Genomic DNA, 14,475 nt, shown 5'->3' on the forward strand with positions numbered 1-14,475 from the left:
TTCCCCCCGGCAGACTCAGCCGGGCACTGACCCGGACACTGGCTGAGATCGCCGAACGGCTCCTGCCCGCCCGTCGGCACCGGACCTGCCCCCGCGTGATCAAACGCAAGATGTCCAACTGGCCCCTCAAACGAGCCGAACACCACAACCGGCCACCACCCGCGCCAACGACGATCACCACCCGACCAGCAACCATCTTAGTCACCGGCATTGCCCCTAGGGCGAAGACGAGGAAGGGGCGCGCGGAGAGTCTCCGGGCGCCCCTTCCGCATGTCGTCGGGATCAGCGGGACCTGCCACCGCCGCCCTTCGGCATCCGCATGCCCTTCGGCATCGGGCCCTTGGGGAGCGGCATGTTGCTCATCAGGTCGCCCAGCGCCCGCAGCCGGTCGTTGGTGACGGTGACCTGGGGGCCGGTCAGCACCCGGGGGTACTTCAGCATGGTGGTGCGCAGCTTCTTCAGCGGCACCTGGCCCTCGCCGTCACCGACGATCACGTCGTGCACAGGCACGTCCGCGACGATGCGGTTCATCTTCTTCTTCTCGGCCGCCAGCAGGCTCTTCACCCGGTTCGGGTTGCCCTCGGCCACCAGCACGATGCCTGCCTTGCCGACGGCGCGGTGCACCACGTCCTGGCTGCGGTTCATCGCCACCGCGGGGGTGGTGCTCCAGCCGCGGCCGACGTTGTCCAGTACCGCGGCGGCCGCACCCGGCTGGCCCTCCATCTGCCCGAAGGCGGCCCGCTCGGCCCGGCGGCCGAACACGATCGCCGTCGCCAGCAGACCGAGCAGCAGACCCAGGATGCCGCCGTAGACGGGGTGCCCGATCAGGAAGCCGATCACGAGGAGGACGGCGAAAATACCGAGTCCGACGGCCGCGAGTACAAGACCGATCGTCCTGTCGGCCTTGCGGGTCATCTTGTACGTGAGAGCGATCTGCTTCAGTCGCCCTGCGCTCGCGGCGTCCGCCGCGGTTTCCTTCCTCGCCATGCTCACGAGTCTACGTGGCCACCGGAGCACTCTCGACGGCGGTGCCCGGCGAGAAGCGGGCGCTCAGGGGCGGGTGGCGACGCGGTCGAGGAACTGCTGCGCCTCGACCCGGTCCCTGGCGCGGCGGCGGTCCTCCAGGACGGAGTTCCAGGCGTTGCGGCGGGCGGTGCGCTGGCCGCCCTGCAGCAGCAGCGTCTCGACCGCGCGCAGCGCGACGGTGAAGGACGGGATGGCGGTGGCGCGGACGGGTGCGGCCTGCATGATCGAGGTCCCCCCTCGGTGCGGGTGGTGTACGGGGCGTGATACCAGGGTCACTGATTGGTGTTACCAGTGCGTGACCGACCGGTCAAACGGTGGTGAAGCCTCGACGCGGGGGCCGCGGACGCCGACGCGGCCCCGCCATGGGTCCTCATCAGCGAGGACGGACGGGACCGCGTCGACTCGGCCGGTACCGGCCAGTAGGAACTTGTGCGTGATTTCACACGACTTGCTCACACCTGGCTTTCTCACACCCGGCTTGCGCACACCGGGCCTGCTCAGACCGCCTGGGCGGCGACGTACGCACCACGCTTCTCGACGGCCATCTGGTAGAGACGCCCGGCGCGGTAGGAGGAACGGACCAGCGGGCCCGACATCACACCGGAGAAGCCGATCCGCTCGGCCTCCTCCTTCAGCTCCACGAACTCCTGCGGCTTGACCCAGCGCTCGACCGGGTGGTGGCGCACGGAGGGGCGCAGGTACTGGGTGATGGTGACCAGCTCGCAGCCGGCGTCGTGCAGCTGCTGGAGCGCCTCCACGACCTCCTCGCGGGTCTCGCCCATGCCGAGGATCAGGTTGGACTTGGTGACCAGGCCGAAGTCGCGGGCCTCGCTGATGACCTTCAGCGAGCGCTCGTAGCGGAAGCCGGGGCGGATGCGCTTGAAGATGCGCGGGACCGTCTCGACGTTGTGCGCGAAGACCTCGGGGCGGGACTCGAAGACCGCGGCGAGCTGCTCGGGCACCGCGTTGAAGTCGGGGGCCAGCAGCTCGACCTTGGTGCGGCCGGTCTCGCGGCCCGCCGTCTGGGCGTGGATCTGGCGCACGGTCTCGGCGTACAGCCAGGCGCCGCCGTCCTCCAGGTCGTCGCGGGCGACGCCGGTGATCGTGGCGTAGTTGAGGTCCATGGTGACCACGGACTCGCCCACGCGGCGCGGCTCGTCCCGGTCCAGGGCCTCGGGCTTGCCGGTGTCGATCTGGCAGAAGTCACAGCGCCGGGTGCACTGGTCGCCACCGATGAGGAAGGTCGCCTCGCGGTCCTCCCAGCACTCGTAGATGTTGGGGCAGCCGGCCTCCTGGCACACCGTGTGCAGGCCCTCGCTCTTCACCAGGTTCTGCATCTTGGTGTACTCGGGGCCCATTTTCGCCCGCGTCTTGATCCACTCGGGCTTGCGCTCGATGGGGGTCTGGCTGTTACGGACCTCCAGGCGCAGCATCTTGCGTCCGTCGGGTGCGACTGCGGACACGACCGGCTCCCTGCTTGTTGCGAAGTTGAGTCTTCGATTCTTCGGCGTACACCAGGGTACGCCCGTGTTCATCGGGCCTTGCGAGGGAGAAAACCTCTTGGACGCAGGCCGCATTCCCGGATCAGACCGCGGCGGGCTTCTCGATCACCCGGGGCGCGAGGACGGCGTCGGCCATGACCTCGCGCAAGTGGCGTTCGACCACCGGGACGACCTCCTCGATCGTGATGTCCCGGCCCAGCTCGGCGGCGAGCGAGGCCACCCCCGCGTCCCGGATGCCGCACGGGATGATGCGGTCGAACCAGCGGTTGTCCGGGTTCACGTTGAGGGCGAAGCCGTGCATGGTGACGCCCTTGGCCACCCGGATGCCGATCGCGGCGATCTTGCGGTCCTCGCGGCGCTGGCCGGCGTTGGAGGGGGCGTACTCCGGGCCGTTCATCCGCGGGTCGAACTCCTCGTCGGCGATCCGGGGATCGAAGTCGAGGGAGAGACCGCCGAGGCGCCGCTCGACCGGGTCGCCCAGCACCCAGACACCGCTGCGGCCCTCGATCCGGGTGGTCTCGACCCCGTACTCCGCGCAGGCGCGGATCAGGGCCTCCTCCAGGCGGCGCACATGGGCGATGACGTCCACCGGGCGGGGGAGCTTCTGGACGGGGTAGCCGACCAGCTGGCCCGGACCGTGCCAGGTGATCTTGCCACCCCGGTCCACGTCGATCACCGGGGTGCCGTCCAGCGGGCGCTCGCTCGGCTCGGTGCGTCGGCCGGCCGTGTACACCGGGGGGTGCTCCAGCAGCAGCACGGTGTCGGAGATCTCGTCGGCGAACCGGGCCGCGTGCACCCGGCGCTGCTCGTCCCACGCCTCCTGGTAGTCGACGGCGTCCGCGCCGAACCCCATGTGGACGAACCGCAAGTCACTCACGGCAAGCGCCTCCCTAAGCCGGGCACCCCTCGTCGGGTCTGTCAGGCGCGTACAGCGCCCACGCCACTGTACGTCCGGACGGATGACGTCAGCCGCGCGGGTAATCCTCACACGATCGGATGAATGCACGGGGAACGCGGCGAGGGGTTGCTCACTCCCCGCTACATTCGCGCCGTTCGTGAGGCCAAAAGGGCTGTTCACAGCCCGTCCCGGCACCTCAGTGGCCTGTCAGGCAGGAGACCGCACCGCACATGACGGACCGACCCGCGCAGCGCACCCCCAACCGCCAGCTCGCCGCGCTCATCGCAGAGGCGGGGTTCTCCAACGCGGGTCTGGCCCGTCGCGTCGATCAGCTCGGCCTGGAACACGGGCTGGACCTCAGATACGACAAGACCTCCGTCACCCGCTGGCTGCGCGGCCAGCAGCCGCGCGGTACCACTCCCGCGCTGATCGCCGAGGTGTTCACCCGCCGCCTCGGCCGCCGACTCACCGCCCAGGATCTCGGTCTGGACGCGTGCGCCCCGGTGTACGCCGGGCTGGAGTTCGCCGGCACGCCCGAGGAGGCCGTGGACATCGTCAGCGGGCTGTGGCGCAAGGACTCCGGCAGCCACGCCGAGCTGCGCAGGATCGCCTTCACGCCCGCCGGGCTGGTCGTGCCCAGCCGGGACTGGCTGATCGGCAAGGCCGACGACCGGGTGGCGCGGGAGCCGGCCGTACGGGTGCCCGCGCAGGCCCGGCCCCCCGAGGCCGCACCCGTGCGCGCGCCAGCCCCGGCCACCGGCGCCGAGCGGCCCTCCGGGCACCGGGTGACCGGCGGGGACCTCGCCGCGCTGCGCTCGGTGGGGGAGCTGTTCCGGGCGCTGGACGACCAGTACGGCGGCGGGCACGCCCGGCAGGCGCTCGTGCGCTATCTGGAGCACGAGTGCGAGCCGATGCTGCGCGGCAGCTACTCCGAGCAGACCGGCCGCAGGCTGTTCGGCGCGGCCGCCGACCTCACCCGCCTCGCCGGCTGGACCTCGTACGACATCGCCGCGCACGGCCTCGCCCAGCGGTACTTCGTGCAGGCCCTGCGGCTCGCCCAGGCGGCCGGGGACCGGGCCTACGGCTCCTATGTGCTGGTCACCATGAGCCGCCAGGCCGTCTACCTCGGCCACGGGCGGGAGGCCGTCCAGCTCGCGCGGGTCGCCCAGCAGGGGATCTGCACCGGCGCGCCGCCCGTCGTGCAGGCGCTGCTGCACGCGGCGGAGGCGCGGGCGCACGCCCTCCTCGGGGAGACGCGGGCGTGCACCGCCGCGCTGGTACGCGCCGAACGCGCCCTGGAGACGGCCCGGCCCGGCGACGACGTGCCGCACTGGGCGCGCTTCTTCGACGAGGCGCAGCTCGCCGACGAACTCGGCCACTGCCACCGGGACCTGCACCAGTTCCGGGCGGCCGCCCAGCACGCGGAGCGCTCGCTGCGGCTGCGTTCGGCCGCCCACGCCCGCAGCCGGCTGTTCTCCCGTGTGGTGCTGGCCACCGCCCGCCTCGGCCTCGGTGACCTCGACCAGGCGTGCGCCCTGGCCGCCGAGGCCGCCGCCCAGGCCGCCGAGATGCGCTCGGTCCGGGCCGTGGAGTACATCCGGGACTTCGAACGCCGCCTGGAGCCGTACCGGGACGCGCCCCCGGCGCGGGGGTACCGGGAGCGGGTGGCGGCGCTGGGGTAGCGGCAGGGGGGCGCCCACTGCCATGGGCGCCCCTCTGGGGGCCTATGCCGCCCGTGGCATCGACGCCGGCGGGTCCGCGAGGTGCATCGGGGTGGCGGCTCCCAGGTCGGTGAGGACGGCCGCGGCGGCCCGGGTGGCCGAGTGCAGGGCGCCCTGGAGGGTGCCGGTGTCGCGGTGGTCGCCGCACACATAGAGGCCGGCCATGAGGCGTACCGGGCGATGCGGGTCGTACGCGGGGCGCATCGCCGGGACCGCGTCCGGGGTGTGGTGCACGGCCAGGGTCTCCCAGCGGTGCGTGGGCGTGCCGTAGAGCCGGGCCAGCTGGGTGCGGACGGCGGAGTCCACGTCCCCGGGCGGGGTGCCGAGCACGGTCGAGGAGATCAGCGCGCGGCCGGCCGGGGCCCGGCCGGGGTCGACCTCGCTGAGCACCGCCGTGTGCGCGACCGGGCCGCCCCGGTCGGCGTCCAGCACCAGCGACGTGCCCGTCGCCAGCGCCGGGGCGGGGTCGTCGGTGGTGTGGTGGACGACGGTCACCGGGTGGAAGTCCGGGACGCGCAGGCCCGGCAGCAGCTCGGCGGCCGCGCGGGCGTCCGTGGCCAGCAGTACCGCGCGGCAGCGCAGTACACCGTGCTCGGCGGTGGTCACCGAGGTGGTGGAGACCGAGGTGACCCGTACCCCGGTGCGCACCGTGCCCGGCGGCAGGGCCCGCGCCAGCAGGCCGGGCAGCGCCTCCGCACCGCCCGCCGGCACGGCGAACCGTCCCCCGGCGAACGCCCGCAGGGCGAGGTCGGCGGCCCGGCTGGACGTGGCCAGCCCCGGGTCGCACAGCAGCGCGGCGAGCAGCGGACGCAGGAAGCCCTCGACCGTACGGGCGGGAACCCCGCGCGCGGCCAGGGCGTCGGCGGCGGCCTGCTCCGGGCGGGCCAGCAGCCGGTCCACCGGGGTGGCCGCGATCCGGGCCAGGGCGGCGTTCAGCCGGGCCTGGTCCCACGCGCCGCCCAGCGGCGTCCCGGTCCGGCCCGGTGCGGTGGCCGGACCCCTGGGGGCGCTCGCCAGGGCGCGCGCCACATGGAGTGCGCCCCTCGCGCCCCCTACGGGTGCCGGCGCGCCCGCGCGGTGCGTGCGGCCGTCCCGGTGCAGCAGCACCCCGGGCGCGAACTGCCGCAGCGCGAGCGGCTCCAGCCCCGGCGCGGTGCGCAGTACGGGGGTGGCGGTGATCAGTGGTGCTCCGGCACGGTCGAGACGGAAGCCGTCGACGCTCTCGGTCGACATGCGGCCGCCGACCTCCGGGGCGGCCTCCAGAACTGCGGTCGTCACTCCTGCGCCGGTGAGCCGATGGGCCGCCGAGAGTCCGGCGACCCCCGCTCCCACGACGACGACGTCCACCTGGTACGCGGGCTCAAGCACGAGGCCCCTCCTGTGGTTGCGCGGCGGTGGAGAGGTGATGCCCTCAACTGGCCCGCCAGATACGCGAGTTCTGGCCGAGATTAGGGTCATTGTCGGTCAGGGTCAGTTGCGCACCGGCGGAGCACGGTCGCACAACGGTCGCATGCGGTCATGCCCGCCGGGTGCCCATCGAGTGCCCACGGGGATCACGCCCATGCCGCCGGACTACTCCCCGCTCCGCTCCGCCGCGCGGATCGTGTCCTCGATACCGGGGAACGCGAACCGGAACCCGGACTCCAGCAGCCGCCTGGGCACCACCCGCTGACTGCCCAGCACATCCCCGGCCATCTCGCCCAGCACCGTCTTCAGCACCGCCGCCGGCACCGGGAACGGCGTCGGCCGGTGCAGCACCCGCCCCATCGCCTCGGTGATCTCCTGGTTGGTCAGCGGGTGCGGCGCGGTCAGGTTGAACGGGCCGGACAGGTCGTCCCGGTCCAGGAGGTGCCGGATCGCGGCCACCTCGTCGTCCAGCGCGATGTACGACCAGTACTGCCTGCCGTTGCCCAGCCGCCCGCCGAGCCCCGCCCTGAACAGGGGGAACATCTTGGCCCAGGCCCCGCCCCCGGACGCCACCACCAGCCCGGTGCGCACGAACGCCGTGCGTACGCCGGCCTCCCGTACCGGCGCCGTCGCCTCCTCCCACTCCTCGCACACCGAGGGCAGGAACCCCTCGCCGGGCGGCGCGTCCTCGTCCGTGATCCGGTCGCCGGTCTCGCCGTAGAAGCCGATCGCGCTGCCGTTCACGAAGACCCGGGGCGGCTCCGGCAGGGAAGCCGCCGCCTCCGCGAGTGCCGCGGTGCCCAGCACCCGGCTGTCCCGGATCGCCCGCTTGTACGCGGGCGTCCAGCGCCGGTCCCCGATCCCGGCCCCCGCCAGGTTCACCACCGCGTCGACACCGGCCAGCCCGGCCGCGTCCACATGACCCCGCTCGGGGTCCCAGCGGACCTCGTCCGGGCCCTGCGGCTCGCGCCGGACCAGCCGCACCACCCGGTGCCCGTCGTCGGTGAGGGACCGCACCAGGGCGCTGCCGATGAGACCGGACGCGCCGGTCACCGCGATTCGGGAAGAGTCCATGATCTCAGCATGCCCCGCACGACCGGATTCAGGGCGGGCGCCGTGATCCGAACGGCCCCCTACGAGGTGATCAGCCGCCCCGTGTCCACCGGCACCGTCGCCGACTCCGCCCGCCGGGCGTCGGCCGAGACCTCCGCAAACGTCAGCACGTACCCCGTCTCGGAGCTGGAGGTGGACCGGGCGAAGACCACGCCGCACACCCGGCCCTCCGTGGTCAGCAGCGGGCCGCCCGAGTTGCCCGGCCGCACGGTGGACCGGATGGAGTAGATCTCCCGGGTGACCGTGCGGTCGCTGTAGATGTTCTGCCCGGTCGCCCGCACCCGGTTCGCCACCGTCGCCGCCTGGAGATCCAGGCTGCCGTCCTCGGGATACCCCGCGACCACCGCCGACTCCCCGCGCCGCGCGGACGCGTGGAACGGCAGCACCGGCGCCCGCAGCCCCGGCACGTACAGCACCGCCACGTCCTTGTCCGGGTCGAACAGCACCACCCGCGCCCGGTACACCGGGCCGACCCCGCCGATCCGCACCGTCGGAGCGTCGATACCGGCCACCACGTGGGCGTTCGTCATCACCCGGCGCGGCGCGTACACGAAACCGCTGCCCTCGCGGCCCTCCGCGCCCGCCGACCCCTCGATCTTCACCGTGCTGCGCCGGGCCGCCTCCGTGGCCGCCGCGGTCACGCTGTCGCCGGAGGGCTCGGCCACCCGCGCGGTCGACTCGTTCTCGAAGGGGTTGAAGACCTGCGGGAAGCCCGCCTCCGTCAGCGCGGAGGTGGCCCGGGAGAACCAGGCCGGGGTGGTCTCCGGCATCGAATGCTGCACCACGCCCAGCAGCGCGGAGTCACGGATCGCCGTCGTCACCGTCCGCGAGGGCGCCGCGCCCAGCACGCTCGCCGCGACCCACGCCACCAGCAGGACGGCGACCCCGTTGGCCGCGGCGCCCCCGATGCCGTCCGCCACCCGCAGGGGGCCGCTGCCCTCCCGGTCCAGCCTGCCGCGCAGCCGCAGCGCGAGCCGGCCCGCCAGCTCGTGCCCGATCATGCCCGGCACCAGCACCGTCAGCACCGCGACCACCGTCGCCGCCACCGAGCCCCGGGTCACCAGCCCCGTCACCCACGGCAGCGCCCACACCCCGACCGCCGCGCCGCCCACGAAGCCGGCCAGCGAGACACAGCCGGCCACCAGCCCGCGCCGGTACCCGGAAGCCGCGTACAGCAGGATCACCAGCACGAGCAGCACGTCGAGCAGGTCCACGGAGCCGCCTTTCTCCAGGACCCTCCATTACGGGCGGCGCGCGGCCGCTGATCAGCCACGCGCCCGGCCGCGCCCGGCGACCGGTCCTCGTATGCGTCTACCCACGGCAAACGCCTCCGGCCCGGACGATGGTTCCACCGGGTGGCACACCACACACCGCGCACCCGCCCGGCCCGACAGTCGGTGAGGGGGCGCACGGTCATGGGACGCCCGTGCCGGGTCCATGCCCGCTCACGGCCGGAAGCGGCCCCACAGGGTCGGATAGCGGTCCGCCAGGGTGCCGTCGTTCTCGAAGTCGACGGGGGTGCCCGCGGGCTCGCCGGGGGCGGGGGCGATACCCAGGTCGGGGGCGACGGTGCCGGTCAGACGCTCGTACGCCTCGTCGGCGGCGTAGCCCAGTTCCTCGCCGTCGCCGTCGATCTCCTCGTCGAACTCGTCCAGCAGCCCGGCCAGCGAGTCCGGGTCGTGCAGGGCGCCCTCGAACACCTCGCGGCCCTGGCCGATCAGCCAGCAGCGGAAGTAGTCGAAGGCGTCGTCGCTCGCCCCGTCCAGGAGCAGCCAGGCCGCGCCCCACAGGTCCCAGCGGTAGGCGCGGTTGTAGCGGGCCTCGAAGTGACGGGCGAAGTCCAGCACCATGTCCGGGTCGAACTGGACCAGCCGCTCCACCAGCAGGTCGGCCTGTTCCTCGGGGTCGCCCTCGGCGGCCTCGCGGGCGGCGTCGATCAGCTCCCAGAACTCCGTCTCGTCCATCACGGCACCAGCATCGGGCCTCGGCCGTGCCCCCGCACGCGGAACGGCACGGGAAACAGCGGGACAACGGAAGAACGGGAGAACGGGAGAACGGGAGAACGGGAGAACGGGAGAAGGGGCACGGCGTGACGCCGTACCCCTTCAGCGGACCTCAGGAGGTCACAGACCGTACTTCTCGCGGGCTTCCTTCACCGCCGTCGCCTGCACCTCGCCGCGCCGGGCGAGCTGGGCGAGGGCCGCGACCACGATCGACTCGGCGTCGACACCGAAGTGCCGGCGGGCCGCCGCGCGGGTGTCGGAGAGGCCGAAGCCGTCCGCGCCCAGCGAGGACCAGTCCTGCTCGACCCACTGCGCGATCTGGTCCGGGACCTGGCGCATGTAGTCGGAGACCGCGAGCACCGGGCCCTCGGCGCCCTGGAGCGCCTGGCGGAGGTACGGCACCCGCTCCTCGCCGCGCAGCAGCGCAGCGTCGGCCTCCAGCGCGTCACGGCGCAGCTCGGACCAGGAGGTCGCGGACCACACGTCGGCCGCCACCCCCCACTCCTCGGCCAGCATCCGCTGCGCGGTGAGCGCCCAGTGGATCGCCGTGCCCGAACCGATGAGCTGGAGGCGCGGGGCGCCGGCCGGGACGGTGACGCCCGCGGACTCGGCCGTGTTGAACCGGTACAGGCCCTTGACGATGCCCTGGTCGATGCCGGGGGCGGCGGGCTTGGCCGGCTGCGGCATCGGCTCGTTGTAGACGGTCAGGTAGTAGAAGACGTCCCTGTCCTCACCCGGCTGGGCCTCGCCGTACATCCGGCGCAGACCCTCCTTGACGATCGCGGCGATCTCGTAGGCGAACGCCGGGTCGTAGGTCAGCGCGGCCGGGTTGGTCGCGGCGATCACCGGGGAGTGACCGTCGGCGTGCTGGAGGCCCTCACCGGTCAGCGTGGTGCGGCCGGCCGTCGCGCCGACGAGGAAGCCGCGGCCGAGCTGGTCGGCGAGCTGCCACATCTGGTCGGCCGTGCGCTGCCAGCCGAACATCGAGTAGAAGATGTAGAACGGGATCATCGCCTCGCCGTGCGTCGCGTACGCGGTGGACGCGGCGATGAAGTCGGCCATCGAACCGGCCTCGGTGATCCCCTCGTTGAGGATCTGGCCGTTCTTGGCCTCCTTGTAGTACATCAGCTGGTCGCGGTCGACCGGCTCGTACGTCTGGCCCTTGGGCGAGTAGATGCCGAGCGACGGGAACAGCGACTCCATGCCGAAGGTGCGCGCCTCGTCGGGGACGATCGGCACCCAGCGCCTGCCGGTCTCCTTGTCGCGGACCAGGTCCTTGACCAGGCGGACGAACGCCATGGTGGTGGCGATGTTCTGCGAGCCGGAGCCCTTGTCGAAGGAGGCGAACGCCTTCTCCGCCGGGGCGGGCAGCGGGGCCGACGCGTGGATACGGCGGGCCGGGGCCGGGCCGCCGAGGGCAGCGCGGCGCTCCTGGAGGTAGCGGACCTCGGGGGAGCCGGCGCCGGGGTGGCCGTAGGGCACCTGGCCGTCGGCGAACGCGCTGTCGGGGACGGGCAGCTCCAGCAGGTCGCGCATCGCCTTGAACTCGTCCACCGAGAGCTTCTTCATCTGGTGGTTGGCGTTCTTGGAGGCGAAGCCCGGACCGAGGGTGTGGCCCTTGACCGTCTGGGCCAGGATCACGGTCGGCGCGCCCTTGTGCTCGACGGCCGCCTTGTACGCGGCGAAGACCTTGCGGGCCTCGTGACCGCCGCGCGACAGGTGGAAGCACTCCAGGATCTTGTCGTCGCTCAGCAGCTTCGCCATCTCCACCAGCGCCGGGTCGGCGCCGAAGAAGTCCTGCCGGATGTAGGCCGCGTCACGCGTCTGGTACGTCTGGACCTGGGCGTCCGGCACCTGACGCAGCCGGCGGACCAGCGCGCCCGTGGTGTCCAGCTGGAACAGCTCGTCCCAGGCGGTGCCCCACAGCGTCTTGACCACGTTCCAGCCGGCGCCCCGGAACTGGGCCTCCAGCTCCTGCACGATCTTGAAGTTGGCGCGGACCGGGCCGTCCAGACGCTGCAGGTTGCAGTTGATGACGAAGGTGAGGTTGTCCAGCTCCTCACGGGCGGCGAGCGCGAGGGCCGCCGTCGACTCCGGCTCGTCCATCTCGCCGTCACCGAGGAACGCCCACACGTGGGACGCGGAGATGTCCTTGATGCCGCGGTTGGTCAGGTAGCGGTTGAACCGCGCCTGGTAGATCGCGGAGAGCGGGCCGAGGCCCATCGACACCGTCGGGAACTCCCACAGCCAGGGCAGCCGGCGCGGGTGCGGGTACGACGGGAGGCCGCTGCCGCCCGCCTCCTGGCGGAAGTTGTCGAGGTGTCCCTCGGTCAGCCGGCCGTCCAGGAAGGCGCGGGCGTAGATGCCGGGGGAGGCGTGGCCCTGGATGTAGAGCTGGTCGCCGGAGCCGTCGGCCTCCGGGGACTCCTTGCCCTTGAAGAAGTGGTTGAAGCCGGTCTCGTACAGCCACGCGGCCGAGGCGAAGGTGGCGATGTGGCCGCCGACGCCGTGCTTGCTGCCACGGCTGACCATCACCGCCGCGTTCCAGCGGTTCCACGCGGTGATCCGGGTCTCCAGCGCCTCGTCACCGGGCACGCCCGGCTCGGCGGCGGTGGGGATGGAGTTGACGTAGTCCGTCTCCAGGAGCTTCGGCAGCGCGACACCGCCCGCCTCGGCACGCTCCAGCGTGCGCCGCATCAGATACGCGGCGCGGTGCGGGCCCGCTTCCCTGGCGACGGCGTCCAGGGACGCGCGCCATTCGGCGGTCTCCTCGGGGTCGCGGTCCGGGAGCTGGTCGAGCGCGCTCGGCTGGATGGCGTTGGGGTCGGTCATCTCGCCGCCTTCCTCAGTCGAAGGGGGAATCCCTCATGGGTGAGGGTTCGGGGTTGCCCTTGGTCTTTGGCAGGACAGGGCGAGAACTCGGTAGAAGTCCGTCGGTGACAATAACTCCCTGATCGATGATCGATCAAAGGGTTGGGACGGAAAACCAGGTCTTTGTGCGAAAGTAGGCACCCGGTGTCTTTCGCACAGGCACGCGGTGCCTTGTTTTCCCAGGTGAGCGGGGTGCCGCTCAGCCGCTTCAGGGGCGGGGCGCGCAGCCCAGGACGTGCGCCTTCACCAGCTCGGCGATCCGGGGGTCGCGCCGCTGGAACGCCTGCACCAGCTCCTCGTGCTCCTCGGCGTACGACTGCTGGACGGTGCCGAGCCAGCGGATCGACAGGGCGGTGAACACCTCGATGCCGAGGCCCTCCCAGGTGTGCAGCAGCACCGAGTTGCCCGCGGCGCGGACCAGCTCGCGGTGGAAGGCGACGGTGTGGCGGACCTGGCCGGTGCCGTCCCCGGCCTGGTCGGCCTCGTAGAGGGCCGCCACGTGGGGCTCCAGGGCCGCGCAGCTCCGGGCGAGGGTCTCGGCCGCGAGTTCGGCCGCGATGGCCTCCAGCCCCGCTCGTACGGGGTAGCTCTCCTCCAGGTCGGCCGCCGTCAGGTTGCGTACGCGTACGCCCTTGTTGGGGGCCGACTCGATCAGGCGGAGGGACTCCAGCTCGCGCAGGGCCTCGCGCACCGGGGTCTGGCTGACCTCCAGTTCGGTGGCGATCCGTCGTTCCACGATGCGCTCGCCCGGTTGCCAGCGGCCGCTGACGATGCCCTCCACGATGTGCTCGCGGATCTGTTCGCGCAGCGAGTGGATTACGGGCGCGGTCATGGGGGCTCCTCTTCAAGGGGCGTGGCTCTATGACCTTACGGGTGTCATGCGCGTGCCGTGCGGCGCATCAGGGGGCTTTTGCCCAGGTGAGACGAGTCGCACAGGGTGTTTTCGAGGGGTGTCGCCGCGGGGGTGCCGGATCGGGGTGGCCGCGGCGGCTTCGTGGCTGGTCACGCCCGCGCCGGAACGGCGAAGCCCCCTCGTCCTTCGACAAGGGGGCTTCGCCGTGGGCCGGGGGAGTTACAGGCCGAGCTCGACCTCGAACTCGCCCGCCTCCAGGATCTGCTTGACCGTCGTCAGGTAGCGGGCCGCGTCGGCGCCGTCGACCAGGCGGTGGTCGTAGGAGAGGGTCAGGTAGGTCATGTCGCGGACGGCGATGACCGTGCCCTCCTCCGTCTCCAGGACGGCCGGGCGCTTCACCGTGGCGCCGATGCCGAGGATGGCGACCTGGTTCGGCGGCACGATGATCGTGTCGAACAGGGCGCCGCGCGAACCGGTGTTGGAGATGGTGAAGGTCGCGCCGGACAGCTCGTCCGGGGTGATCTTGTTGGCGCGGACCTTGCCGGCCAGCTCCGCCGTCGCCTTGGCGATGCCCGCGAGGTTGAGGTCACCGGCGTGCTTGATGACCGGGGTCATCAGGCCCTTCTCGGAGTCCACCGCGATACCGACGTTCTCGGTGTCGAAGTAGGTGATGGTGCCCTCGGCCACGTTGATGCGGGCGTTGATGACCGGGTGGGCCTTCAGCGCCTGCGCGGCGGCCTTGACGAAGAACGGCATCGGGGAGAGCTTGACGCCCTCACGGGCCGCGAAGCCGTCCTTGGCCCTGCCACGCAGCTTCATCAGCCGCGTGACGTCGACCTCGACGACCGAGGAGAGCTGGGCCTGCTCGGTCAGCGCCTTGACCATGTTGTCGCCGATGACCTTGCGGATGCGGGTCATCTTGACGGTCTGGCCACGCAGCGGGGAAGCCTCCAGCGCCGGGGCCTTCTTCGCGGCGGCCGGAGCCTGGGCCGCGGCCGGAGCCGGGGCGGCGGCGGCCTTCGCGGCCTCGGCGGCGGCGATGACGTCCTGCTTGCGGATGCGGCCACCGACCCCGGTGCCC

12 protein-coding genes are annotated in these 14,475 nt (G+C 72.5%); 1 reads left to right on the plus strand and 11 read right to left on the minus strand.

Annotated features, from left to right (window positions below; all coding sequences use genetic code 11):
- Positions 1-282 precede the first annotated feature (282 nt).
- The 4 genes from ACFWN1_RS24870 to lipB all read right to left on the minus strand — a co-directional run bounded on the left by ACFWN1_RS24870 (position 283) and on the right by lipB (position 3,405).
- Complete coding sequence (locus tag ACFWN1_RS24870; RefSeq protein ID WP_384365984.1) at positions 283-987, minus strand: DUF4191 domain-containing protein; 705 nt, start codon at positions 985-987, stop codon at positions 283-285.
- A gap of 63 nt (positions 988-1,050) precedes the next feature.
- The gene (locus tag ACFWN1_RS24875) at positions 1,051-1,248 is read right to left on the minus strand and encodes a hypothetical protein (RefSeq protein ID WP_384365987.1); all 198 of its coding nucleotides are present in this window, start codon (positions 1,246-1,248) and stop codon (positions 1,051-1,053) included.
- Positions 1,249-1,523: 275 nt separating this feature from the next.
- On the minus strand, positions 1,524-2,489 hold the full coding sequence (gene lipA, locus ACFWN1_RS24880; protein WP_384365990.1) for a lipoyl synthase: 966 nt from the start codon (positions 2,487-2,489) through the stop codon (positions 1,524-1,526).
- A gap of 121 nt (positions 2,490-2,610) precedes the next feature.
- The gene (gene lipB / locus ACFWN1_RS24885) at positions 2,611-3,405 is read right to left on the minus strand and encodes a lipoyl(octanoyl) transferase LipB (RefSeq protein WP_384365993.1); all 795 of its coding nucleotides are present in this window, start codon (positions 3,403-3,405) and stop codon (positions 2,611-2,613) included.
- Positions 3,406-3,656: 251 nt separating this feature from the next.
- Between lipB and ACFWN1_RS24890 the strand changes: the two genes are divergently transcribed.
- Entirely contained in the window at positions 3,657-5,108 is a 1,452-nt protein-coding gene (locus ACFWN1_RS24890; RefSeq protein ID WP_384365996.1) for a regulator, read from the plus strand.
- A gap of 42 nt (positions 5,109-5,150) precedes the next feature.
- On the opposite strand, the gene ACFWN1_RS24895 is transcribed toward ACFWN1_RS24890, so the two are convergent.
- The 7 genes from ACFWN1_RS24895 to ACFWN1_RS24925 all read right to left on the minus strand — a co-directional run.
- Positions 5,151-6,515 (minus strand): FAD-dependent oxidoreductase, encoded by a 1,365-nt coding sequence (locus tag ACFWN1_RS24895; RefSeq protein ID WP_384365999.1) that lies wholly within the window; start codon positions 6,513-6,515, stop codon positions 5,151-5,153.
- Positions 6,516-6,719: 204 nt separating this feature from the next.
- Positions 6,720-7,628 (minus strand): TIGR01777 family oxidoreductase, encoded by a 909-nt coding sequence (locus ACFWN1_RS24900; RefSeq protein ID WP_384366002.1) that lies wholly within the window; start codon positions 7,626-7,628, stop codon positions 6,720-6,722.
- A gap of 59 nt (positions 7,629-7,687) precedes the next feature.
- Positions 7,688-8,881: a MarP family serine protease gene (locus tag ACFWN1_RS24905; protein ID WP_384366005.1), complete on the minus strand. Its 1,194-nt coding sequence runs from the start codon at positions 8,879-8,881 to the stop codon at positions 7,688-7,690.
- A gap of 231 nt (positions 8,882-9,112) precedes the next feature.
- Positions 9,113-9,631, minus strand: coding sequence for a DUF4240 domain-containing protein (locus ACFWN1_RS24910; protein WP_384366017.1), 519 nt, complete (start codon positions 9,629-9,631; stop codon positions 9,113-9,115).
- 159 nt (positions 9,632-9,790) lie between these two features.
- Positions 9,791-12,502: a pyruvate dehydrogenase (acetyl-transferring), homodimeric type gene (gene aceE / locus ACFWN1_RS24915; protein ID WP_384366008.1), complete on the minus strand. Its 2,712-nt coding sequence runs from the start codon at positions 12,500-12,502 to the stop codon at positions 9,791-9,793.
- Between the two features lie 247 nt (positions 12,503-12,749).
- Complete coding sequence (locus ACFWN1_RS24920) at positions 12,750-13,373, minus strand: GntR family transcriptional regulator (RefSeq protein ID WP_384366011.1); 624 nt, start codon at positions 13,371-13,373, stop codon at positions 12,750-12,752.
- A 240-nt stretch (positions 13,374-13,613) separates the two neighbouring features.
- Positions 13,614-14,475 (minus strand): 2-oxo acid dehydrogenase subunit E2 (locus ACFWN1_RS24925; protein WP_384366014.1); only part of this gene is annotated, 862 nt, incomplete at its 5' end.

This window comes from Streptomyces sp. NPDC058459, assembly GCF_042721685.1.
In the GTDB taxonomy this organism is placed as follows: Bacteria; Actinomycetota; Actinomycetes; order Streptomycetales; family Streptomycetaceae; genus Streptomyces.

Bases quoted from the DNA above. Each gene is read 5' to 3' on its own strand.
- ACFWN1_RS24870 (WP_384365984.1), bottom strand. From the start codon at position 987: ATGGCGAGGAAGGAAACCGCGGCGGACGCCGCGAGCGCAGGGCGACTG.
- ACFWN1_RS24875 (WP_384365987.1), bottom strand. From the start codon at position 1,248: ATGCAGGCCGCACCCGTCCGCGCCACCGCCATCCCGTCCTTCACCGTC.
- ACFWN1_RS24890 (WP_384365996.1), top strand. From the start codon at position 3,657: ATGACGGACCGACCCGCGCAGCGCACCCCCAACCGCCAGCTCGCCGCG.
- ACFWN1_RS24900 (WP_384366002.1), bottom strand. From the start codon at position 7,628: ATGGACTCTTCCCGAATCGCGGTGACCGGCGCGTCCGGTCTCATCGGC.
- ACFWN1_RS24910 (WP_384366017.1), bottom strand. From the start codon at position 9,631: ATGGACGAGACGGAGTTCTGGGAGCTGATCGACGCCGCCCGCGAGGCC.
- aceE (WP_384366008.1), bottom strand. From the start codon at position 12,502: ATGACCGACCCCAACGCCATCCAGCCGAGCGCGCTCGACCAGCTCCCG.
- ACFWN1_RS24920 (WP_384366011.1), bottom strand. From the start codon at position 13,373: ATGACCGCGCCCGTAATCCACTCGCTGCGCGAACAGATCCGCGAGCAC.